A 20888-nucleotide genomic window follows, 5' to 3' on the forward strand; every position below is an offset into this window, starting at 1 on the left:
TATAAGAAGTCGACTACTTCCTTAAAATAAATTACCAATGAACTCTTGAATGCTACGTGCACTACGTACAAGCCAGCTTGCCTTATCAACTGATTCAGCTGCAATAACATCCACTTTATAGGATTGACGTTTTTCATCTAAAATATATTCTTCTTTATTTGGATTCTCAATTCTCAACTCTCCAATTTTTTCTCCTTTTTCAATCGGAGCTTGGAGTGAACCATCTTTGTTTAGCTTATTTTCGTCTAAATTCAATGAAGTTTCAATTTTGTCTAAATCCTCTTTGTTTACTCGAATGGAGAGGGGCTTGTCTATTTTAATCACAACTTCTTGTTCTTTACCATCTGGAACGTTTAAGGTATGTTCCTTTTTCTTTTCAATATCATTTAAGCTGTACTTCACCGTTTCAAATTCATTAAATCCGTAATCCAGCAGTTCTGTCGTTTGAGTAAAACGCTCTGCACTGCTAGGCTGTCCATATTCATCCTTAGCATCTAAAATAACGGAAATATATCGGACTCCATCACGCTCTGCTGTCCCTGTAAAAGTGGAACCGGCAAAGGGAGTGGTTCCTGTCTTTAAACCATCTGCACCTTTGTAATAATATGCTTTCTCTTTTAAAAGGCCATTTGTGTTTTTCATGACCAGCTCTTCATCTGTACCCGGTCTAAATACTTTGGAAGAGAGACCTGATGTCTCCAATACTTCCGGAAAATCATGAATGAGGTAATACGCCAAAGTGGCCATATCTTCAGCCGATACCATGTTTTCATCATTCACATCGGTTCCTTTTGGAAACATGCCGAGCATATCATAGTTACTTAGACCGGAAGAATTAACAAATTGATAATTTTCAAAGCCGAGTTCCTTCGCCTTTGCATTCATCCTCTTTACAAATTCACCTTCGGAACCTGCTACAACTTCGGAAAGAGCAATCGCTGCACCATTTCCAGATTTGATCACCATGGCATCATACAATTCCCTTACCGTATACTTTTCGTCCGCTCTTAAGGGGACATTACTCAGTCCAGGTGCATTCGCTAATTGATAGACTTTGTCGCTTACTTTATACGTTTCATCCCATTTTATTTTTCCTTCTTGAATGGCTTCTAACACAAGGTATTCTGTCATCATCTTCGTCATGCTGGCAATCCCGAGGAGCTGATCTTCGTGTTCCTTATACACAATCTTACCTGTATCTGCTTCCACTAAAATCGCAGCATCTGCATTTATATCTAAATTTGTCTTACCATGCGCCGTTTGCTGAAAAGGCGTCATAGCCATAAAGGATATCATCAAAACCGATAGGCTTCGCTTCATCGCATTCTTCTTCAAACCAATACCTCCACAACCTAGTTTACACAACCAAATTATTTTACCACACAAACCACATAAACGCCCCCAAACCCCAAAACCTTTTCAAATCGTTCATATTATTGTAAAAATGAGGGACGGACCTTTCTTTTTGGAGAATCCTTATTTTATAGGAGGATGTGGCAGGGAGAGGTCCGTCCCTCTTTTCGTAACTGGAAAATAATTCTTGCTCCAAATCTTCCAATCTGGTAAAATCATCTAAACCGTTTGGAGGGAAAGACTATGATCACATACCCACTACTAAAAAAAGACGCAACCATAGGCGTGACCGCTCCTTCATCAGGAGTTCCTCAAGAACTGCATGATATGTTCAAGCAATCCATCACTAAAATGGAGAGTAAAGGCTACTCCGTAAAATGCGGAGAGACTGTATGGACGCAGCATAAAGCGAAATCTTCCCCTGCCCAAGATAGAGCCACAGAATTGAACCAGATGATGCAGGACGAAAAAATCTCCCTAATCATCCCACCATGGGGCGGTCAACTACTCATAGAGATCCTTGACCTCATTGAATATGAAAATATCAAACCGAAATGGCTGCTGGGTTATTCCGACACGAGTGTGCTATTACTGGCACTAACATTAAAAACCGGAATCGCCACTGCACATGGAACCAATCTTGTTGATTTAAGGGGGGAATACTCAGATCCAACGACGGCACAATGGGAATCCGTTCTCTCAACGAAAGAAGGATCGTCTGTTATTCAGCATTCATCCCAGCACTACCAAAAAGAATGGAATCACGACAAGCCTTCTCCAACAATTTTTCACTTAACAGAGCCAACAGTTTGGAAAGCTGCAGGGAAACAAGATGTTAAGGTAAATGGCCGTCTACTCGGAGGCTGCATAGATGTCATCAGGCACTTGATCGGAACCCCTTATGGTAATATAGCAGATTTTAGAGAGAAGCATATAAAGAATGAACCCATCCTCTGGTATTTTGAAAACTGTGAATTAAACACCGCTGATCTGCGCCGTTCACTTGTGCAGATGAAATTAGCTGGCTGGTTCGACCATTCTTCTGGAATTCTGTTTGGAAGAAGTGATAGCAATACGCCTGTTGGTGATTATACGATTGAAGATGTCTACCAAGAGCTATCAGACGAGCTGCAGATTCCGATCGTGTATGATATTGACTGTGGCCATCAGCCTCCTCAAATTACTTTTATCAATGGAGCATATGGAGAGGTAGAAGTCTCAGGTGGAAAAGGAAAAGTCATTCAAACATTCAAATAACCAATAAAAAAACGTCCCACTCCAGGACGTTTTTTCTGCCTACTTCTTCATAACATTATACCGCTTTTCATTCATCATCCACATGATGTATCCCCATAGCCATCCACCTGCAACACAGCATGCAAGCAAAAGGGGAAGGTAGTCTCTAATCACTACATACAGAATCACTGAGAATATTAATCCAGTAATCAACGACCCATGTACAACTGAAAAGAACCATTTACCCTTTTCTCTAATGGTTTCCCAACGTCTCCAGTAGTCGCTACCCGGTTCCCTGCTATTAATAAAGAAAACGCAGGCATTCATAAAAAAGATAAGGCTGATGGCCAAATACATGTAGGATTTCGGGTCTAACCAAAACACTAGGAAATTAATCATAGAAGTGAAGGAGAACATGATATATATAAGTTTATTTTGTTTTATTTTATCCATTTCAGCGCCCCCAATCTTATGTATTATATCAAACACCTTTGTATATCGACCAACAAATTCCAATATATTAAAGGAAATTCCCTACAGCTTCTAGAAGACTAATGGTGGTCAAGATAAAGTTACCATTCAAAAAGGATAAAGGAGCAATCAACATGTTTACCTATAAACTAAACGACGAATTAGAATTAAGACTTCTCGATATACAGGATGCTGAACGAATCCATGAACTGACTGATCAGTCCAGATCCTATCTGCGCGAGTGGCTTCCATGGGTGGATTACTCAAAATCGGTTGATGATTCAAAGGAATTTATTAAAGGTACACGTATAGGCTTCGCGAATAATAAGAGCTTAGCTACTGGCATCATTTATCAAAATGAAATTGTAGGAGTAGCAGGATTCAACATTCTTGATTGGTCGAACAAAGTGGCGTACATCGGCTATTGGCTAGGTGAAGGCTACCAAGGAAAAGGGATTATGACGACAGTTGCAAGGGGACTGACGAAATACGCATTTGAATACTTAAAAATGAATAAAGTCGAAATAACCGCTGCAGAATTCAACCATCGCAGTCGAGCAATACCAGAGCGTCTTGGTTTCAAGGAAGAAGGGAAGCTGAGGCAAAGAGAATGGATTTACGATCATTTTGTAGATCACATTGTATATGGGATGCTCGCAGACGAGTGGAAGAAGTCTTGAAACAGACCGTACAAGAACCACTAAAAGATCCCCTGGGTTGAAAACATTAAACATAAAAACGGGAGCTCTGCCGCGGCCGTTTATATCATACAAGAAGATCAGGTCGTGTTGGAGCATTGTAGTGGCAGATGCAAAAATGTATAACAAGCGATACAACTATGGAGGAGACCAATACCTTTATTATTTAAGGGAGTTTAGTAATAAAGTGGCTGATTTATTTTCCTGAAGAATAGTACAATCAATAGTCAGGAATGCATTTCCAAATATTTGGTAATACTAATGTCTATATTATGAGTCGGGTAATGGGGGGGATCCCATGTTTCATATTGTAGTCATTGTAGTGATTATTCTCAGTTCCTTGAAGTGGGGATCCTGGAATAGATGGAAAGAATTTCTGCCCACGATCTATTATTTCAGTTTTTTCAATATGTTTTATCAGTATATCAGCTACACCATGAAGGCAGTTTGGGAATTAGATGGATTTTTTATCAATATGTTCGTGACGGATTCTCTTTACACCATGGTCACTTATCCTTGCCTTGTGGTTCTATTTTTGAGCCACTATCCAGAAGAAACCAGGATGAAAATCCTCTATTATTTGAAATATATTGCTACCTCCACCTTGATTGAATGGGCAGCTGGAAAAATGGATTTCATTGAATATTTCGAAGGCTGGAATCTTTGGTGGACCATTCTGTTTTATTTCATAATGTTTCCCATGCTGCGCCTTCACTTCAAAAATCCTGCTCGGGCATTGGTACTTTCAGTCTTTGTCATTGCGTTTCTACTTATTAGCTTTGATTACGATGTACTATAAAAAAACGGTGAATCCACACTTCTGGATTCACCGTTTTATAATATGATAAGAAAATTATAAGAACAAAACCATCAATTCTTCATCAAAATATTCAAAGTTATATTTCAACGCCCGCTTTTCTGTCCCGTATGGCTTGAATCCACAAGAGTGATAGAGCCCCTTCGCTGTTTCATTGGTTGTTACAACAGTAATCATAACTTGTTCAATGCCATCTTCCGTTTTTGCTTGAGTGATGGCAGCTTGAAGCAGCCCTCTTGCGAACCCTTTCCCTCGAAGGGCAGGGGAGACATACATGGCAAAGATAGAAGCTTTATGCTTCATTTTTAAAGCACCTTCCCGTACGAGGGTCACCGCTCCGACTAGTTTCCCGTCATCAAAGCATCCAAACGTGTAGTTGCCATTTTGCACAAGTCTCTCGGCTGTCACTTCAATTGGATTGGTACGGGCAATGGCCTCTTCATAGCTGCTTCCGAAGCTTGAAGGACTCTGCTGCAACATTTCCAAACGAAGCTGCCAATAAGCTTCGGCATGTTTTTCATTGAGTAATTGAATTTCCATTATTTTCTGACCTTCTTTCTGTTCCATGATATGATGGAAGGAGATTTTATTTTAGCTATTCAAACAGAATTCGACATGATTGATGGAATCCCTTTAAATTGGAGGTATATGTATGGAAGATTGTCTCGGCTGCCGCCTTGCAAATGAAAAAGAGAGAGTATTTATCATATACGAAAATGATCATGTGGCCTGCTTTTTGGACCATGTCCCGCATCACCCCGGACATACCCTGATCCTCCCTAAACGACACAAAGTGGAAGTAACGGAAATCAGTGAAGAAGAAAGCCTCTCCGTAATGAAGGCTACACAACTAGTTGCACAAGCCATTCAGGCTCTATATGAACCAAATGGCATTACCATCTGCCAAAATGGAGGCATATACAACGAATTAACTCATTATCATATGCATGTTATCCCTCGTAATGAGGAAGCGGAAAGATTCGGAGACTTATTCTATGGTGAGGCCGACGTTGTATCATACAGTGAATCCCTGGAAGAAACCCAGAAGAAAATGAAAACCTTCATAAGTAGATTACTAGAATAGGAGTAAATAATATGACGTTCAATAAAGATTTCGATGAAAAATTAAAACAATACGCTGAGCTCGCCATTAAAGTGGGAGTAAATGTTCAGCCTGATCAGCTCTTATGGATTTCTGCACCACTCGGAACTGAAAAATTCGTACGCATTGTTGTAAAAGAAGCATATCTTGCCGGAGCAAGAAATGTACATGTTCAATGGTATGACGAGGAGATCATGAGAACACATTATGAATTGGCGCCGGATGATACATTTTATGAATATCCGAGCTGGCTGTCTGCTGCTCATGAGTGGGTTGTGGACCATAAAGGAGCATTCCTGCAAATAGAAGCCAATGACCCGGATCTGCTGAAAGGAATAGATCCCGAACGGATCCTTAATTTTGAAAAAGCAAGTGGAGACGCCCTTGACCGTTTCTATGAAGCAATCGAAAAAGATCAAATCAGCTGGTCGATCGTCGCCATCCCTTCACAGAAATGGGCCGATAAAGTCTTTCCTGACTTGTCCGAGAAAGAGAGAATCACAAGCCTTTGGGACCGTATCTTCACATCCGTCCGCATCGATCATGAAGATCCCGTCCTCGCTTGGCAAACACATATCCAAACTCTGACCAACAAAGCAAGAGAACTCAATGACTTAAAGCTTGAAAGCCTGCACTACCAATCGGAAGGAACGGACCTAATCATAGAACTCCATGAAGACCACCTGTGGCTGACGGGGGCGAGCAATACACCACAAGGAACACATTTCATTGCCAATATGCCGACAGAAGAAGTCTATACTGTTCCTGTGAAAACCGGAGTCAATGGCACAGTTACAAGCACCAAGCCACTGGCGTACAATGGCAACGTCATTGAAGACTTTACCCTTACTTTTGAGAATGGAAAAATTACGACTGTAACAGCAAGAAAAGGAGAGGAAATCCTGAAAAAATTGATTCTAACAGATGAAGGAGCAGCCTACCTTGGAGAGGTGGCACTTGTTCCACATCAGTCACCTATCTCTGATTCTGGCGTTCTCTTCTTTAACACCTTATTCGATGAAAATGCATCCAATCATCTAGCGATCGGTTCCTCTTATCCAACGTGCATAAAGGATGGAGAGATATTATCTGATGAAGAACGGGAAGCTAAGGGACTTAATGAAAGTGTAGTTCATGAAGATTTCATGATTGGATCAGCCCAAATGAATATAGATGGAGTGTGTCGTGATGGAAGGAAGATTGCTATTTTCCGTAATGGGAACTGGGCTATCTAAAGAAAATAGCCAGCTTGAGTCGATTTGATTGTGCTGGCCATTCCACTCTTAAAATATTATTCTTTAAGCCATTAATCCCACTTTACATTTAAGTCTAATTCAATAGTAAAGGAGACAAACCATGATTTATGAAATGACCGTACAAGTCCGAGTAACCGATATGCAAGAAGGACAGAAATGATATGAAACTTTATTAAATCGGACTCCTGATTTCATCCCCCACGACGGATTCGCAGAATGGGAACTCATTCCCGGCTGTTGGCTCCAAGTAGCAGAAGGTACTCCTTCCCTTAATTCTGGTCCGATTCGGTTAGGCGTTCAATCGATCGATAGGGAACGGGAAAGGCTGATATCTCTCCTCGGAATTGATTCCTTTGACATCCATGATCGAGAAGAAGTCCCAGTGAAGTGGACAACCTTTAATGATCCATGGGGTAATGGAATCGGTATGTTCGAGTATCACAGTAAAACTGAAATGCAAGCCCGTATCCAGTCCCTTTTAGGAAAGAAGTAATAAGTTCCCGCTATCAAGATTTTGCGGAACAATTCATCACCCTATTTGATAAAAAAGAAGACATCGGCTTGCAGATCCTATCGATGTAAAATTATTAACTTACTTCTGACTTAAACCACGAAAAGAAGAACCCTTCGTGTCGGTAAAGGGTTCTTCTTTTATAATACTTATTCTAAAATGTTCATCTCAAGCTCATGTTTTTTCACATATGCTTGAGGAAGCAAGATTTTTTCAAATTCGAACTCCTCAAAATCCAAGCCTTTTTCAACCTTATTCGGAAGATCCGGATTCGCAAGGGCACTTGTACCTAAGCTGATAAACTCTGCCTGTTCTTTTTGTAGAAGTACTTCTGCTTTAGAGGGATCACGGAGTTGACCATTGGCTATTACCGGTAATTGACTAAAAGAAGTGGCAGCCTCGGCAAGTGTCATGCTACCTTCCCCGAAAGAAGGTTCAGAACCATCTCCATCTGTCGTATGAATGTAATCTAGTTCCGTTTTTCCTAAAGATGTAAAGATGGTCTCTGCAGCGGCTTGACCTTCTGGCCACTTGTAGCTTTGATCAGCCACTTTACCTTGTGAGATTCGAATGCCTACTACAAAATTATCTCCCACAGCACTTCGAACTTCATGGATCACCTCGGTCAAAAGACGCAATCGATACTCGAGGCTTCCTCCGTATTCATCTTCTCTATGGTTCAGATAATCAGTCAAGAATTGATCCAGTAAATAGCCATTAGCACCGTGAATTTCTACACCCTCAAACCCTGCTTCCTTGGCATTCAGAGCACTTTCTACAAAAGACTTCTTGACAGCCTCTATATCTTCAATCGTCATCTCCCCGGGCACTGGGAAGGATCCGGATCCCCCATAAAATCCAAGCTGATCACCCTTTGGGGCAACGGCAGAAGGTGCCTTCGTTGTATCTTGATAAGCATTACCTTGACTTTGCCCCCCGGCATGCATAAGCTGTGCAATCATCAAAGATCCATGATTATGAACCGTTTTTACAATTTTTCTCCATGCTTCGGTTTGCTCTTTATCTACAATGCCAGGCTGGTTTAAATATCCCTGGCTGTATTGTTTGTCTGTGTAAATGCCTTCTGTAATGATGACTCCGAAACCGCCTTTTGCGAAGCGTTCATAATACTTTTCCATCGTTTCATTTGCCACGCCATTTTCATCCGCACTCACCCTTGTCATGGGTGCAACGATGAACCGATTCTTTGTCAAGCTGGCACCGAGGTTTCCTTTTGAAAATAGTCGATTATATAATGAACTCATTTTAAACACTCCTTTTATTGAAAACTTACCAATGATTATAATCATCCATCAGCGAGAAATCGAATTTTACGCCTGATGAATGTGCCAGTACCAAACAATGTAATATTGTGGTAAAATCATTGAGACTCTCACGAAAACATAAGGTATTTGTGATATAATTTCTCCTTGTGAAAAACCCCAATTAAAATAGTAAGGGAGGGAATAAGAAGGTGAGTTTTGAAGGTCAAAAGATATTACCTGCCATCCGGTCCATGAAGGATTTTGATAAAATGCTTGAAACCTCTTTCCAGTACGGTGTGTTCCTCGATCTCCATGTTGGAATGCTGAAAAGTGTATTCGATTACGCTCGAAAAGAAAAGCGGAACATGTTCCTGCATTTAGACCTGATCCACGGACTATCCAGTGATGAATATGCGACTGAATATGTCTGTCAGGAAATCAAACCCTATGGCATTATATCCACTAAAGGAAATGTCATAAAAAAAGCACGGCAAAAAGGTGTTTATGCCACTCAACGAATGTTCGTGATTGATTCAAGTGCAATGAATCGAAGCATTGAACTTATACATAAGACAGATCCCGACTTTATTGAAGTGCTGCCTGGGGTGGTTCCAAAGATCATTAAGGAAATTGGGGACAAAACGGGTAAACCCATTTTTGCAGGAGGGCTAATTGATACGGTTGAAGAGGTGGAAGCTGCCCTCGAGGCTGGAGCCAATGCTATTACAACCTCTGATCGCGCTTTATGGAAACATTTTGATTCTAAATAATATTGTCGAAAAACGTGTTGACAACGTTTTCATTCTGGAGTAACATAATGAACAAGTTAATACATTGTGAAAGAGATTAAGAGACTCACGCGAAGTGCCTTACATATAGGGGCATCTTCCGTGAGTCTTTTTGTTTTTAATCCATAATGAATCTTAATCCATAATGAAAAGAGGGAACGAACATGACTGCATTTTTAGGAGAAGTGGTCGGAACAGCTTTACTCATCATTTTCGGTGCAGGAGTTTGTGCAAATGTGAATCTTAAGAAATCATTTGCTTATAACGCCGGCTGGATAGTGATCACATTCGGTTGGGGATTGGGTGTCGCCATGAGTGTATATGCTGTTGGAAAGTTTAGCGGGGCCCATTTAAATCCAGCTGTTACGCTTGGACTAGCGTTTAATGGAGATTTCCCTTGGAGTGATGTTCCTCAGTACATCATAGCCCAAATGATTGGAGCGATCATTGGAGCAACGATCACATTCTTACACTTCTTGCCCCACTGGCATGCAACGAAAGATCCAGGTGTGAAATTAGGTGTATTTGCTACAGGACCGGCGATTCCACACTATTTTTCGAATTTATTAAGTGAAATCATTGGAACTTTTGTATTAGTAGTAGGATTATTATCAATAGGAGCGAATACATTTACAGATGGTCTGAATCCATTTATCGTTGGTTTCTTAATTATTGCGATCGGGATATCACTGGGTGGAACAACAGGTTATGCCATTAATCCTGCCCGTGATTTGGGGCCTCGTATTGCTCATTTCTTGCTGCCGATCCCAGGTAAGGGCCCATCTAATTGGGGATATTCCTGGATTCCTGTAGTAGGTCCTGTTTTGGGAGGATCGTTTGGAGGCGTATTTTATAAAGCGATTTTCATTGGACAAGTTACACCAAGTTTTTGGGTAGTCCTAGTTGTTACACTGGCAGTACTCGGGCTTGCTTATGTCAGTGACAGAAAGATCAGCTTAGCACAAAAAGTACATCAGCTATCAACAGATAATTAATTTTTGGAGGGATACTAAATGGAAAAATACATTTTATCATTGGATCAGGGAACGACAAGCTCAAGAGCGATACTATTTAATAAAAAAGGCGAAGTCGCCCATACTGCACAAAAAGAATTTACTCAGCATTTTCCAAAGCCGGGTTGGGTTGAACATAGTGCGAACGAAATTTGGGGATCCATTTTAGCCGTCATTGCAAGCGTTTTATCTGAATCAAGTATTAAACCAGATCAGATCGAAGGAATCGGGATTACCAATCAACGTGAAACAACGGTGGTTTGGGACAAAGAAACGGGGGACCCGGTTTACAATGCAATCGTGTGGCAATCTCGACAAACAGCCGGTATTTGTGATGAGTTAAAAGCACAGGGGCTTAATGATACATTTCGAAATAAGACAGGCCTGCTGATTGATGCCTACTTCTCAGGTACGAAGATTAAATGGATCCTTGATAATGTAGAAGGAGCAAGGGAAAAAGCGGAGAAAGGGCAGCTTCTATTTGGGACGATCGACACATGGTTGATCTGGAAAATGTCTGGTGGAAAAGCCCACGTAACGGATTATTCGAACGCTTCCCGTACACTTATGTATAACATTTATGACCTGAAATGGGATCAGGAACTACTCGATATTTTAGGCGTTCCAAAGAGTATGCTGCCTGAGGTCCGTCCCTCATCAGAAGTTTATGCCAAAACGGTACCTTATCATTTCTTCGGCAAGGAGATTCCGATTGCAGGTGCAGCCGGGGATCAGCAAGCCGCAATGTTCGGGCAGGCGTGCTATGAGGAAGGTATGGCAAAGAATACGTATGGGACTGGCTGCTTTATGCTTATGAACACAGGTGAAAAAGCCGTAAAGTCTGATAATGGTTTACTCACAACCTTGGCATGGGGAATTGATGGAAAAGTAGAGTATGCATTGGAAGGAAGTATTTTCGTAGCTGGTTCTGCGATTCAGTGGCTTCGAGATGGCCTTCGTATGCTGAAGGACGCGAAGGACAGTCAGGCGTATGCAGAAAAGGTAGACTCTACAGACGGCGTCTACGTTGTTCCTGCCTTTGTAGGATTAGGAACTCCTTATTGGGACAGTGATGTTCGCGGAGCCGTGTTCGGTTTAACAAGAGGAACATCTAAGGAGCATTTTGTAAGAGCCACCCTGGAATCCCTTGCCTATCAAACGAAAGATGTACTGACAGCGATGGAAGCGGACTCTGGAATCTCCCTCAAGAAACTGAGAGTCGATGGCGGTGCTGTTAAAAATGACTTTTTAATGCAATTCCAAAGTGATATCTTGTCTGTTCCTGTTGAGCGACCGGTTGTAAATGAAACAACTGCATTAGGTGCCGCATATTTAGCGGGATTAGCCGTAGGATTCTGGGATAACCGGGATGAAATATCGAAGCAGTGGAATAAAGACAAGCAATTTGAACCTCAAATGCCCGTTGAAATACAAGGAGAACTATATAACGGATGGAAAAAAGCTGTTAAAGCAACTATGGCTTTTAAATAAAAGGAACGTATGATATACTGATTACAAGTTAATAAATTCGGTTAGAGACCACGAGAGACCAAACCTGCATTATGGAACCATTCACCATAATGTTAGTTTTGGTCTCTTTTTTTATGGTTAAACAATAAGAGTGAGAGTACAGACAATATATAGATACCTGAGGAGGATCCACTTATGACATTTTCAAGTACTGCAAGAAGAGAAGTGAAAGAAACATTAGCCTCAAACCACTTTGATATGATTGTGATCGGAGGGGGAATCACTGGCGCAGGGATCGCCCTCGATGCTTCGAAACGTGGAATGAAGGTGGCATTGGTCGAAATGCAGGATTTCGCAGCCGGGACTTCCAGTCGTTCCACAAAGCTCGTTCATGGCGGATTACGTTACTTAAAGCAATTCGAAGTGAAAATGGTCGCGGAAGTGGGAAAAGAACGTGAAATCGTTTATGAAAATGGACCTCATGTTACGACTCCCGAATGGATGCTTCTACCCCTCCATAAAGGGGGCACATTCGGTAAATTCAGCACATCGATTGGATTAAAGGTGTATGACTATCTTGCTGGAGTAAAGAGAAGTGAACGACGCTCCATGCTTTCTGTATCAGAAACATTGACGAAAGAACCTCTGGTCAAGAAAGAAGGCCTTAAAGGGGGAGGTTACTACGTTGAATATCGGACAGACGATGCCCGTTTAACGATAGAAGTCATGAAAGAAGCGGTTGCACACGGTGCCACTGTCATAAACTATATGAAATCTCAACGATTCCTCTATGAAAATAAGCAAGTAGTCGGAATTGAAGCTGAAGACCTGTTGACGGGGGATTCGTTAGAAATCCGCGGTTCAAAATTCGTCAACGCCGCAGGTCCTTGGGTAGATGATGTACGCGGAAAGGATTACAGTACGAATAATAAACAGCTTCGCTTAACAAAGGGCGTTCATCTTGTCATTGATCAAAGCAAATTCCCACTCCAGCAGGCGGTTTATTTTGATACTCCTGATAAAAGAATGGTATTTGCGATTCCTCGAGATGGCAAAGCTTATGTCGGGACAACCGATACTTTTTTTGATCAGGAAAAATCATCTCCTCATATGACATCGGAGGACAGGGATTATATCTTGGATGCGATCCATTTTATGTTTCCCGATGTCTCCGTGAGTAAAGAGGACGTGGAATCGAGCTGGGCGGGTGTTCGTCCATTAATTTTTGAAAAAGGGAAGGACCCTTCTGAAATTTCACGAAAAGATGAAATTTGGGAAGCGGAAAGTGGATTGATAACCATTGCCGGCGGAAAGCTTACTGGTTACCGTAAAATGGGGGAAACAGTGGTTGATCTTGTATCAAAACGATTAAAAGAAGAAAACAAGAAGAAGTTCCCCGCTTCTTCCACAAAGTATATGCCGATCTCTGGAGGTCATGTAGGCGGATCGAAAAACTTCCAAGCGTATATTGATCAGAAAGCAGCCGAGGCAGTTCAATTTGGATTAACAGAGGAAGATGGAAGAAAGCTAGCAGCCATGTACGGTTCAAACGTGGATCAGCTCTATAAACTTGCACACGCTTATAGTGGAACAATGGGTGATAGGTCCGTCCCTCCTTACTTGTATGCACAACTGATCTATGCAATTCAGGAAGAGATGGCCGCTACCCCTGTTGATTTCTTCATTAGACGAACAGGAGCTTTATTCTTCGATCGTGAATGGGTGGAGAAGTGGAAGGAACCTGTCATCGAGGTGATGGCGAAGCTTCTTAAGTGGAATGCTGAGCAGAAAAAACACTATTCTCTTGACCTGGACAATGAACTGAAGAATGCAGTAGTACCAGTTGACCTTCAGTCATAAGTAAGAAAAAGGCGGAATTTATTTTCTGCCTTTTTTGTTTTTTGCTTTTATCCTTGCATCTACCGTACCGTGAGATTTAAAATTCAATAATTATGCTTACAATTATATAAATATATGAATTTATGCCGAAATCGTCTAAACGTTGCTCTCCATTTCCTGAGAGACCTGTTCATCCCTTTTTAGAGATGTTGAATCAGATATGGGGTTGCTGTAAATTAAGAGTAGAAATTGACACGACTTCCTCGTTAAAAAGGCTGGCTTCAATGGGATGAAGCCAGCCTTTTTCTGTTTTTTTACAGATAAAAAAAGTTGATTAAGACCCATTATTGCTATACTAATAGAAAGAAACTAAATGGAGGAAGCTTATATGAGTCATAAAATAGCTGTTGTAACGGGATCCAATAGTGGATTTGGTTTACTATCTTCGTTGGAACTTGCACAACTTGGGTTTAAAGTGATTGCGACAATGAGAGATCCGGACAAAGGAGAAGAATTGTTACTTCAAGCGAAAAAACTGGGGGTGGAAAAATCCATTGAGATTCAACCATTGGATGTAACGTCTGAAGTATCCATCAGAGCGTTTTCATCTCGCCTAATAGAAATCAGCAGGGTGGACATTCTTCTTAATAATGCAGGGTTTGCAAGTGGAGGATTTGCAGAAGAAGTGACAATCGATGAGTATCGTGATCAATTTGAAACAAACGTTTTTGGTGTAATGAGAATCACTCAGGTTGTTCTCCCTTATATGAGAAAGCAAGGAGAAGGGAAAATCATCAATATGAGCAGCATTAGCGGCAGGATCGGGTTTCCTGGACTCAGTCCTTATGTATCTTCCAAGCATGCATTAGAGGGATACACCGAAAGTCTGAGATTGGAGCTGAAGCCATTTGGCATAGCCGTGCATCTTATCGAACCCGGTTCTTATCAAACGAACATTTGGACATCGGGAAAGAAAGTCACTCCACGCTCGATGCAAAAATGCTCTCCATATTATTCCTACATGAAGGCCATCAACTCAGAAATCCAAGCTAGTGAAGATACACTTGGAGATCCAAGAGAGATTGCTTCTATAGTACGTGAAATAGCCTTAAACAAGAAAAAAGGTTTTAGAATCCCCGTAGGCAAAGGAGTGCGTTTAACACTCTTACTCAAAACCATCCTTCCATGGAGCATACTGGAAAACATAATCCTAAAAAAACTTGGTATGAAAAAGAGCAAAGAGGGGCGGAACTCCATGAGCAAGGCAGAATAATGTCTGAATATAAAGAATATTATTCTTATGAAGGAGAATTTTGTCAAAAGAGAGAATATGCTTAAGGAGACTTTTCCATAAACTCATGGAATTACTGAATGAGTTTGAATCCTTCCACACGAAATGAGGTGATTGATTGAATGAATGGATTGGTTCATCTGCTCTTTGCATCCATGAAGGTCGTTTATTGATGGTGTTACAGGGGAAAGAGGAAGAAGAGAAGAGATGGTCGGTTCCTTCAGGGGGACTGGAAGCGGGCGAATCCCTTCAGGAATGTTGTAAACGTGAAGTTTGGGAAGAAACAGGCTATGATGTTGAAGTGGGAAAACATTTGTATACAAAGTGGGGGAATGAAGGGAGTATTTCTACAAGAATTCATTACTACGAAGTCCAGCTCCTCGGAGGAGAGGCAACCATACAGGACCCTGATCAATTAATACATAAAATCGAATGGTTTTCACTTCAAGAGCTAAAGGACCTGCCCCTGGGATTTCCAGAAGATCATTCCATCCTGGAAGCCTACATGAATAAGAAGCTAGACACTACCCATATAAGGGAATAGTATTGTTTAAGCACAATATATTATAAAGTATGTATCTATAAAGGAGAGAGTAGAATGGTGAAACGAACAGGAGAAGTAGTGATGGGAGTAATCGGAATTATCTTATCCGCATTATTTTCCATCATCGGAATCGTACTTAATTTAGGGATGAGCAATCCTGAGGTCATGTCCCAAATCGAAGAAGGAATGGCGAGTGATCCAAACTTGCAAAATGAAGATATGACAGCAGGTGATATATCTTCCATTATTGAAACGGCTGAATCAATGGGATCTTATCTGGTGATCTTGGGGATTATTGCATCCATTCTTGGTATCATTGCTGTAATGTCCATTGTTAAAAATAAAAAACCAGTATTATCTGGAATCATGTTTATCATCGCTGCGCTTGTCATCGGACTAGGCACGATTGGATTTGGTTTCGTTCCTGGACTTCTGTTTCTCATTGCAGGAATCATGGCGTTTGTTCGCAAACCTAAGAAAACAGACCCTGTATATTAAAAAAATAAAGCTTAGAGATTTTTTCTCAAAGCTTTATTTTTTATTCATATTTAGACTGTTGAATAAATAAAGTAAGATATCCTATAGTATTTTATGTCAGAAGAAAAATTCCTTTTCACCGTAAATTTTGCTTGTACTCATCTTGCTTTCCTCCCGGATTTATACTATCTTAAGAGTAGAGCATAATGATAAAACAAGAGACACTGGCGGCAACCAATGTCTCTTGCTACACAGCAAACTGCAAGGAAAGCAGTGGCCCAATAGAGAAAGGAACATAACTCTACCCTTCAAAGTTTAGGCGCTTCATGAGGGTGGGGTTATTTCTTTTTGTCATTTGAAATAACTACGGCAATGATGGAGACAATTAAAGAGCCAAAGGTAATCATTAGCGTTAACGCCTCATACGTTGTCACTATAAGCACCACCTCCTTCTATAAGGAAGTGGCCACTCCCACCCTACATTCACTGTATGCTTCAAATTATAACACAAACACTCCCCGTACTTTATAGGCAAGAGGTAGGAAAAGCTTCACCCTATCAAAAAAACATATAACCCTATTGAGAACCGTCCCATACAATACAATTATTTAAACTTTCCTCGAAATATGTTAGCATAGATATGCTCATATTAAACGATTACATAACATCACGATACCCGAGGAGGAATACACGATGAAACAGCGTATAAAAATGTTAGAAAACTGGTTAAAGGAAGAGAAAATTGAAGCAGCTTTTATTAATTCAACTGAAAATGTATTTTACTTAACGAATTTCCACACAGATCCACATGAGCGCTTAATGGGGCTTTTTGTATTTCCGGATGCAGAACCATTTGTCGTCGTACCTGGAATGGAAGCACGTCAAGTGAAGGACGCCGGCTGGAACAACGAAGTGATCGGCTACTCTGATCATGAAAACCCATGGGAATTCATTCAGGAAGCCATTCAAAAAAGAAGCATAGATGGAAGCAAGGTTGCTTTCGAGAATGAAGTAGTTACCTATGGCCGCAGTCAATCATTCTTAAACATCTTTGATTCACCCAATGTAGTGAATGTCGAAGACAAATTAAACGAGATGCGCGTAGTGAAGGACGAGAAAGAAATCGAAATCATGCGTCGAGCGGCAAAAATGGCAGACTTCGGGGTAGAAGTAGGTGTAAGTGCCCTCCAGGAAGGCATTACAGAAATGGAAGTTCTTGCAAAGATTGAATATGAATTAAAGAAAAAAGGCATTCGTGAAATGTCGTTTTCTACGATGGTACTATTTGGTGAAAAGGCTGGAGATCCACACGGTAATCCGGGTAATCGCAAGCTGAAAGCCGGGGACTTCGTATTGTTTGATCTCGGCGTTGTCCTTGAAGGCTACACTTCAGATATTACACGTACATTCGCATATAAATCGGTTACAGACAAGCAAAAAGATATCTACAACACGGTTTTAAAAGCAGAACTGGCATCACTAGATGCAAGTAAGCCCGGCAACCGTATTGGGGATCTGGATCAAATCGCACGGGATATCATTACAGAAGCAGGGTATGGAGACTATTTCCCACACCGAATCGGGCACGGCCTTGGGATCAACGTACATGAATTCCCATCAATGAGTCATTTAAATAATGGGATATTAAAAGAAGGAATGACATATACAATAGAGCCTGGTATATACGTACCCGAAATTGGCGGAGTAAGAATTGAAGACGATGTACTTATAACGAAAGACGGGTACGAAACCTTGACCAACTTCCCAAAAGGGCTTCAAATTATTGAATAAGTCGAAACGAGAAGGCTGACGAAAGAGTGTTAGCCTTCTTTTTATGAAATGAAACTTTTACGGAGTTCGTTCGTATGTATAAGGGGAGTAAGTTACAGGAGGATGAATTACATTGAAGAAAACATTAATCATTTTCAGCTTTATAATGCTGGCAGGCTGTGGGATTCTCGAAGAAGCTAATAACAGTTTAACCTATGTGGAGGAAATGACCGATTATCTCAATGAAGCAGAACAATTTGCCAATGACTTCCCTGGACTAGTGGAAAATGCTGCTGCAGACCCATCCACCATACCGACACTTGAAACAAGATTAGAAGACATGAAAACAGAAATACAGGAAATCAATGAACTCACTCCGCCTCAACTGGCAGATAGCATTCACCAAAAAGTGGAAGAATATAACGGGCAAGCGTTAGAAGGAATTGACCGTGCCCTGGTCGAATTAGATAAGGGAGAAGTTCAGATTTCAGAATTGCAAAACCTTGACATCGTAAACACATTTAATCAACTTCAAGATATCAAAGGGAACTTAGAAAATTTAGGACAATAACATGAAGGTGTTACAAATGAGATTTCTTATTTGTAACACCTTTTTACAATAAAATACCATAAAGGACGCAGCTCACTCTTGTAACATTCCTTAGTGGTCCAAAATAAGTACGAACGATCCATTTGTATTAAAATGATGTAAAATTTGACCGATAAAATACAAGTGTGATTTCTCCGGATCTATAGAACAAGAGTTCTAAAAACATGCTATAATAAAGGAATCATAAACATGGACAGGAGAATGTTATGAAAGTCGTAATAGCCGAGAAACCCGACCAAGGAGCAACCCTTGCCAAGCCTTTTCCTCATCGAAAGCGTCAAGGATACATTGAAATACATTCAAACGATGTGTTCCCTGATGGTGCATATATTACCTGGGCTGTAGGACATCTCTTTCAGCTTCAAGCCCCTGAAAAATACGAGAGCAAATGGAAGAAGTGGACATTAGAAGACCTTCCCATCATACCTCTCCGATTTCAATATGAACTTCAACGGGCAAAAGCGAAACAATTCTCAGTCATCAAGGAGCTTCTTAAGAAAAACGAAGTGACGGAAATCATCCATGCAGGTGACGCGGGACGTGAAGGGGAGTTAATCATCCGGAATATCATTTCCATGTCCAGGGTGCAGAAACCGATGAAGAGATTATGGATTTCATCCTTAACAGAGAAAGCGATCCTTCAAGGGTTTACTAGTTTAAGAGAAGAAACGGAAATGCGCAGCCTCTATTATGAAGCCTATTCACGTGCTTGTGCCGATTGGCTTGTGGGAATGAACGCATCAAGGGCGTATAGCATCCTACTAAAGCAACAAGGCATGTCTGATGTTTTTTCTGCTGGAAGGGTTCAAACCCCGACACTCGCTCTGATTGTGAGAAGAGATGAGGAGATAGAGCGATTTAAGAGCGAACCCTTCTGGGAAGTGAAGGCAAGCTTTCAAATCGGTGACCACACCTACGAGGGCATCTGGCAAAAGGATGGGGAGTCGCGAATTCAATCCCGGGAGCTGGCTGAGAAAATCGCTTCTTTTTGTATAAATAAACCTGCAAGCGTAGATGAAATGAAAACAGAACGAAAAGAGTTCGCGCCGCCATTACTATTCAATCTTTCCGCACTTCAAGCGACGGTTAACAAAATGTATAAGCTTTCACCTAAGAAAACACTGGATGTTCTGCAAAAGCTTTATCAGAAGGGCCTTGTATCTTATCCAAGATCAGATTCACAATATGTAACGAAAGGCGAAGCTGAAGCCTTTCCCGAAATATTGTCTAAGCTTAAGGAATTCAGCCCTTACAATAACTGGATCCCTGCACCTCAAGAAAGCTTACTAAACAATAAGCGTTTTGTGAATGAAGCGAAGGTTTCCGATCATTACGCGATCATCCCGACTGAACAGGTAACAGATCCTCAATCTCTATCAGGTGATGAGAAGAAGATTTATGATGTTGTGGTTAAACGCTTTATCGCTGCACATCACGATAAAGCTGTGATTAACTACACAACCATCACCACCGTTGTGAATGGACGGGCTGAATTTGTTTCTAAAGGAAAGCAGATTCTCCAAGAGGGCTGGAGACAGGTTCTGATGCAGAACGAGAAGGAGGATGAACCGCTCCTGCCACCTGTAAAGGAAAAAGACAATGGTGTCGTAAATAGTGTTCAAACGAAGGAAGGAAAAACTCAGCCTCCTAAACGGTACACTGAAGGACAGCTGATTACATTAATGAAAACAGCGGGAAAATATATGGATAATGATGAACTTGAAAAGGTGTTAAAGCAAACAGAAGGTCTCGGAACAGAAGCCACTCGTGCAGGAATTATCACCATGCTTAAAGATCGACAGTATATTGATATTCAAAAGAACATCGTATATCCCACTGACAAGGCAAAGGTTTTAATTCGGGCCATTGGGGAAAATGTGTTAGCCTCAGCAGAAATGACGGCCAAATGGGAGCAGAGATTACAAGCAATAGGCAATGGGCAAGCGTCTGCACCCGAATTCATGGAACAAGTGAAGAAATTAAGCGAACGGCTTGTTCAAAATGCCCTTCAAGATTCTAATACGTGGAATTTCGAGGACCTCGATACAGCTTCCATCCAGCGAGCAAAAGGAAGGAAAGGGAAGAGTGCAGCAAAAACCAGCGTGGGCACATGTTTAAAATGCGGTGGAAAAGTCATAGATAAAGGAAAGTTCTATGGCTGTTCTAATTATCAAAAGACGAAGTGCAGCTTCACTATTTCTAAAACCATACTCTCGAAGCGAATTACGCAAACGATTGTAAAAAAGGTGTTGACCGATGGGAAATCCGATCGCATCGACGGCTTCAAAAAAGGCGAAAAGGAATTTTCAGCTTACCTTAGCTGGGATCCCAACGAAAAGAAAATTCAGTTCCAATTTGATATCTAACCATTTATTAA

20 protein-coding genes and 1 pseudogene are annotated in these 20888 nt (G+C 41.1%); 16 read left to right on the top strand and 5 right to left on the bottom strand.

All coding sequences use genetic code 11. From position 1 onward, the window contains the following. Positions 1–21 precede the first annotated feature (21 nt). The gene (locus Q1B03_RS00570) at positions 22–1335 is read right to left on the bottom strand and encodes a D-alanyl-D-alanine carboxypeptidase family protein (protein ID WP_299737029.1); all 1314 of its coding nucleotides are present in this window, start codon (positions 1333–1335) and stop codon (positions 22–24) included. A 261-nt stretch (positions 1336–1596) separates the two neighbouring features. Here Q1B03_RS00570 and Q1B03_RS00575 point away from each other — a divergent pair, with 261 nt between their 5' ends. Continuing rightward, complete coding sequence (locus Q1B03_RS00575) at positions 1597–2610, top strand: S66 peptidase family protein (RefSeq protein ID WP_299737031.1); 1014 nt, start codon at positions 1597–1599, stop codon at positions 2608–2610. A 39-nt stretch (positions 2611–2649) separates the two neighbouring features. Here the strand turns inward: Q1B03_RS00575 and Q1B03_RS00580 are convergent, their stop codons facing one another. Beyond that, a complete protein-coding gene (locus Q1B03_RS00580) occupies positions 2650–3042 on the bottom strand; it encodes a hypothetical protein (RefSeq protein WP_299737033.1) in 393 nt (130 codons plus the stop codon). Between the two features lie 152 nt (positions 3043–3194). Between Q1B03_RS00580 and Q1B03_RS00585 the strand changes: the two genes are divergently transcribed. Next, positions 3195–3740 (top strand): GNAT family N-acetyltransferase, encoded by a 546-nt coding sequence (locus Q1B03_RS00585; RefSeq protein WP_299737035.1) that lies wholly within the window; start codon positions 3195–3197, stop codon positions 3738–3740. A gap of 316 nt (positions 3741–4056) precedes the next feature. Next, positions 4057–4557: a CBO0543 family protein gene (locus Q1B03_RS00590; RefSeq protein ID WP_299737037.1), complete on the top strand. Its 501-nt coding sequence runs from the start codon at positions 4057–4059 to the stop codon at positions 4555–4557. A gap of 54 nt (positions 4558–4611) precedes the next feature. Here Q1B03_RS00590 and Q1B03_RS00595 read toward each other — a convergent pair whose 3' ends face one another. After that, positions 4612–5115 (bottom strand): GNAT family N-acetyltransferase, encoded by a 504-nt coding sequence (locus tag Q1B03_RS00595; protein WP_299737039.1) that lies wholly within the window; start codon positions 5113–5115, stop codon positions 4612–4614. A gap of 112 nt (positions 5116–5227) precedes the next feature. Here Q1B03_RS00595 and Q1B03_RS00600 point away from each other — a divergent pair, with 112 nt between their 5' ends. The 3 genes and pseudogenes from Q1B03_RS00600 to Q1B03_RS00610 all read left to right on the top strand — a co-directional run bounded on the left by Q1B03_RS00600 (position 5228) and on the right by Q1B03_RS00610 (position 7426). Next, the gene (locus tag Q1B03_RS00600; RefSeq protein WP_299737041.1) at positions 5228–5659 is read left to right on the top strand and encodes an HIT family protein; all 432 of its coding nucleotides are present in this window, start codon (positions 5228–5230) and stop codon (positions 5657–5659) included. A gap of 11 nt (positions 5660–5670) precedes the next feature. Next, positions 5671–6912 (top strand): aminopeptidase, encoded by a 1242-nt coding sequence (locus Q1B03_RS00605; RefSeq protein WP_299737044.1) that lies wholly within the window; start codon positions 5671–5673, stop codon positions 6910–6912. A gap of 121 nt (positions 6913–7033) precedes the next feature. Next, positions 7034–7426 (top strand): annotated as a pseudogene (locus Q1B03_RS00610) (VOC family protein). Positions 7427–7593: 167 nt separating this feature from the next. Here the strand turns inward: Q1B03_RS00610 and Q1B03_RS00615 are convergent. After that, a complete protein-coding gene (locus Q1B03_RS00615) occupies positions 7594–8709 on the bottom strand; it encodes an NADH:flavin oxidoreductase (protein WP_299737046.1) in 1116 nt (371 codons plus the stop codon). A 209-nt stretch (positions 8710–8918) separates the two neighbouring features. Between Q1B03_RS00615 and Q1B03_RS00620 the strand changes: the two genes are divergently transcribed. The 7 genes from Q1B03_RS00620 (at position 8919) to Q1B03_RS00650 (ending at position 16152) form a co-directional block, all read left to right on the top strand. Next, complete coding sequence (locus tag Q1B03_RS00620) at positions 8919–9479, top strand: glycerol-3-phosphate responsive antiterminator (RefSeq protein WP_299737048.1); 561 nt, start codon at positions 8919–8921, stop codon at positions 9477–9479. Between the two features lie 182 nt (positions 9480–9661). Then, complete coding sequence (locus Q1B03_RS00625) at positions 9662–10492, top strand: MIP/aquaporin family protein (RefSeq protein ID WP_299737050.1); 831 nt, start codon at positions 9662–9664, stop codon at positions 10490–10492. An 18-nt stretch (positions 10493–10510) separates the two neighbouring features. After that, positions 10511–12001 (top strand): glycerol kinase GlpK, encoded by a 1491-nt coding sequence (gene glpK / locus Q1B03_RS00630; RefSeq protein WP_299737053.1) that lies wholly within the window; start codon positions 10511–10513, stop codon positions 11999–12001. 174 nt (positions 12002–12175) lie between these two features. Next, on the top strand, positions 12176–13840 hold the full coding sequence (locus Q1B03_RS00635; RefSeq protein ID WP_299737055.1) for a glycerol-3-phosphate dehydrogenase/oxidase: 1665 nt from the start codon (positions 12176–12178) through the stop codon (positions 13838–13840). 367 nt (positions 13841–14207) lie between these two features. Then, positions 14208–15092: an SDR family oxidoreductase gene (locus tag Q1B03_RS00640; RefSeq protein ID WP_299737057.1), complete on the top strand. Its 885-nt coding sequence runs from the start codon at positions 14208–14210 to the stop codon at positions 15090–15092. A 136-nt stretch (positions 15093–15228) separates the two neighbouring features. Next, positions 15229–15654, top strand: coding sequence for an NUDIX hydrolase (locus tag Q1B03_RS00645; RefSeq protein WP_299737059.1), 426 nt, complete (start codon positions 15229–15231; stop codon positions 15652–15654). 54 nt (positions 15655–15708) lie between these two features. Beyond that, the gene (locus Q1B03_RS00650; protein WP_299737061.1) at positions 15709–16152 is read left to right on the top strand and encodes a DUF4064 domain-containing protein; all 444 of its coding nucleotides are present in this window, start codon (positions 15709–15711) and stop codon (positions 16150–16152) included. Between the two features lie 317 nt (positions 16153–16469). Here the strand turns inward: Q1B03_RS00650 and Q1B03_RS00655 are convergent, their stop codons facing one another. Then, the gene (locus Q1B03_RS00655) at positions 16470–16565 is read right to left on the bottom strand and encodes a putative holin-like toxin (RefSeq protein ID WP_253275457.1); all 96 of its coding nucleotides are present in this window, start codon (positions 16563–16565) and stop codon (positions 16470–16472) included. A 259-nt stretch (positions 16566–16824) separates the two neighbouring features. Here Q1B03_RS00655 and Q1B03_RS00660 point away from each other — a divergent pair, with 259 nt between their 5' ends. The 3 genes from Q1B03_RS00660 (at position 16825) to Q1B03_RS00670 (ending at position 20877) form a co-directional block, all read left to right on the top strand. Further along, positions 16825–17922 carry a Xaa-Pro peptidase family protein gene (locus Q1B03_RS00660; RefSeq protein ID WP_299737065.1) on the top strand — a complete coding sequence of 366 codons (1098 nt, stop codon included), beginning with the start codon at positions 16825–16827 and terminating at the stop codon, positions 17920–17922. 112 nt (positions 17923–18034) lie between these two features. Continuing rightward, a complete protein-coding gene (locus Q1B03_RS00665; RefSeq protein WP_299737066.1) occupies positions 18035–18472 on the top strand; it encodes a DUF6376 family protein in 438 nt (145 codons plus the stop codon). A 245-nt stretch (positions 18473–18717) separates the two neighbouring features. Then, complete coding sequence (locus Q1B03_RS00670) at positions 18718–20877, top strand: DNA topoisomerase III (protein WP_299737068.1); 2160 nt, start codon at positions 18718–18720, stop codon at positions 20875–20877. Positions 20878–20888: the final 11 nt, after the last annotated feature.

This window comes from uncultured Rossellomorea sp., from assembly GCF_947488365.1.
Lineage (GTDB): Bacteria > Bacillota > Bacilli > Bacillales > Bacillaceae_B > Rossellomorea.

What these genes read in the sequence shown, in the direction of transcription:
- Q1B03_RS00615 (WP_299737046.1), bottom strand. Translation starts at nt 8,709, where the DNA reads ATGAGTTCATTATATAATCGACTATTTTCAAAAGGAAACCTCGGTGCC.
- Q1B03_RS00635 (WP_299737055.1), top strand. Translation starts at nt 12,176, where the DNA reads ATGACATTTTCAAGTACTGCAAGAAGAGAAGTGAAAGAAACATTAGCC.
- Q1B03_RS00595 (WP_299737039.1), bottom strand. Translation starts at nt 5,115, where the DNA reads ATGGAAATTCAATTACTCAATGAAAAACATGCCGAAGCTTATTGGCAG.
- Q1B03_RS00600 (WP_299737041.1), top strand. Translation starts at nt 5,228, where the DNA reads ATGGAAGATTGTCTCGGCTGCCGCCTTGCAAATGAAAAAGAGAGAGTA.
- Q1B03_RS00585 (WP_299737035.1), top strand. Translation starts at nt 3,195, where the DNA reads ATGTTTACCTATAAACTAAACGACGAATTAGAATTAAGACTTCTCGAT.
- Q1B03_RS00660 (WP_299737065.1), top strand. Translation starts at nt 16,825, where the DNA reads ATGAAACAGCGTATAAAAATGTTAGAAAACTGGTTAAAGGAAGAGAAA.
- Q1B03_RS00670 (WP_299737068.1), top strand. Translation starts at nt 18,718, where the DNA reads ATGAAAGTCGTAATAGCCGAGAAACCCGACCAAGGAGCAACCCTTGCC.
- glpK (WP_299737053.1), top strand. Translation starts at nt 10,511, where the DNA reads ATGGAAAAATACATTTTATCATTGGATCAGGGAACGACAAGCTCAAGA.
- Q1B03_RS00580 (WP_299737033.1), bottom strand. Translation starts at nt 3,042, where the DNA reads ATGGATAAAATAAAACAAAATAAACTTATATATATCATGTTCTCCTTC.
- Q1B03_RS00575 (WP_299737031.1), top strand. Translation starts at nt 1,597, where the DNA reads ATGATCACATACCCACTACTAAAAAAAGACGCAACCATAGGCGTGACC.
- Q1B03_RS00605 (WP_299737044.1), top strand. Translation starts at nt 5,671, where the DNA reads ATGACGTTCAATAAAGATTTCGATGAAAAATTAAAACAATACGCTGAG.
- Q1B03_RS00625 (WP_299737050.1), top strand. Translation starts at nt 9,662, where the DNA reads ATGACTGCATTTTTAGGAGAAGTGGTCGGAACAGCTTTACTCATCATT.
- Q1B03_RS00590 (WP_299737037.1), top strand. Translation starts at nt 4,057, where the DNA reads ATGTTTCATATTGTAGTCATTGTAGTGATTATTCTCAGTTCCTTGAAG.
- Q1B03_RS00650 (WP_299737061.1), top strand. Translation starts at nt 15,709, where the DNA reads ATGGTGAAACGAACAGGAGAAGTAGTGATGGGAGTAATCGGAATTATC.
- Q1B03_RS00640 (WP_299737057.1), top strand. Translation starts at nt 14,208, where the DNA reads ATGAGTCATAAAATAGCTGTTGTAACGGGATCCAATAGTGGATTTGGT.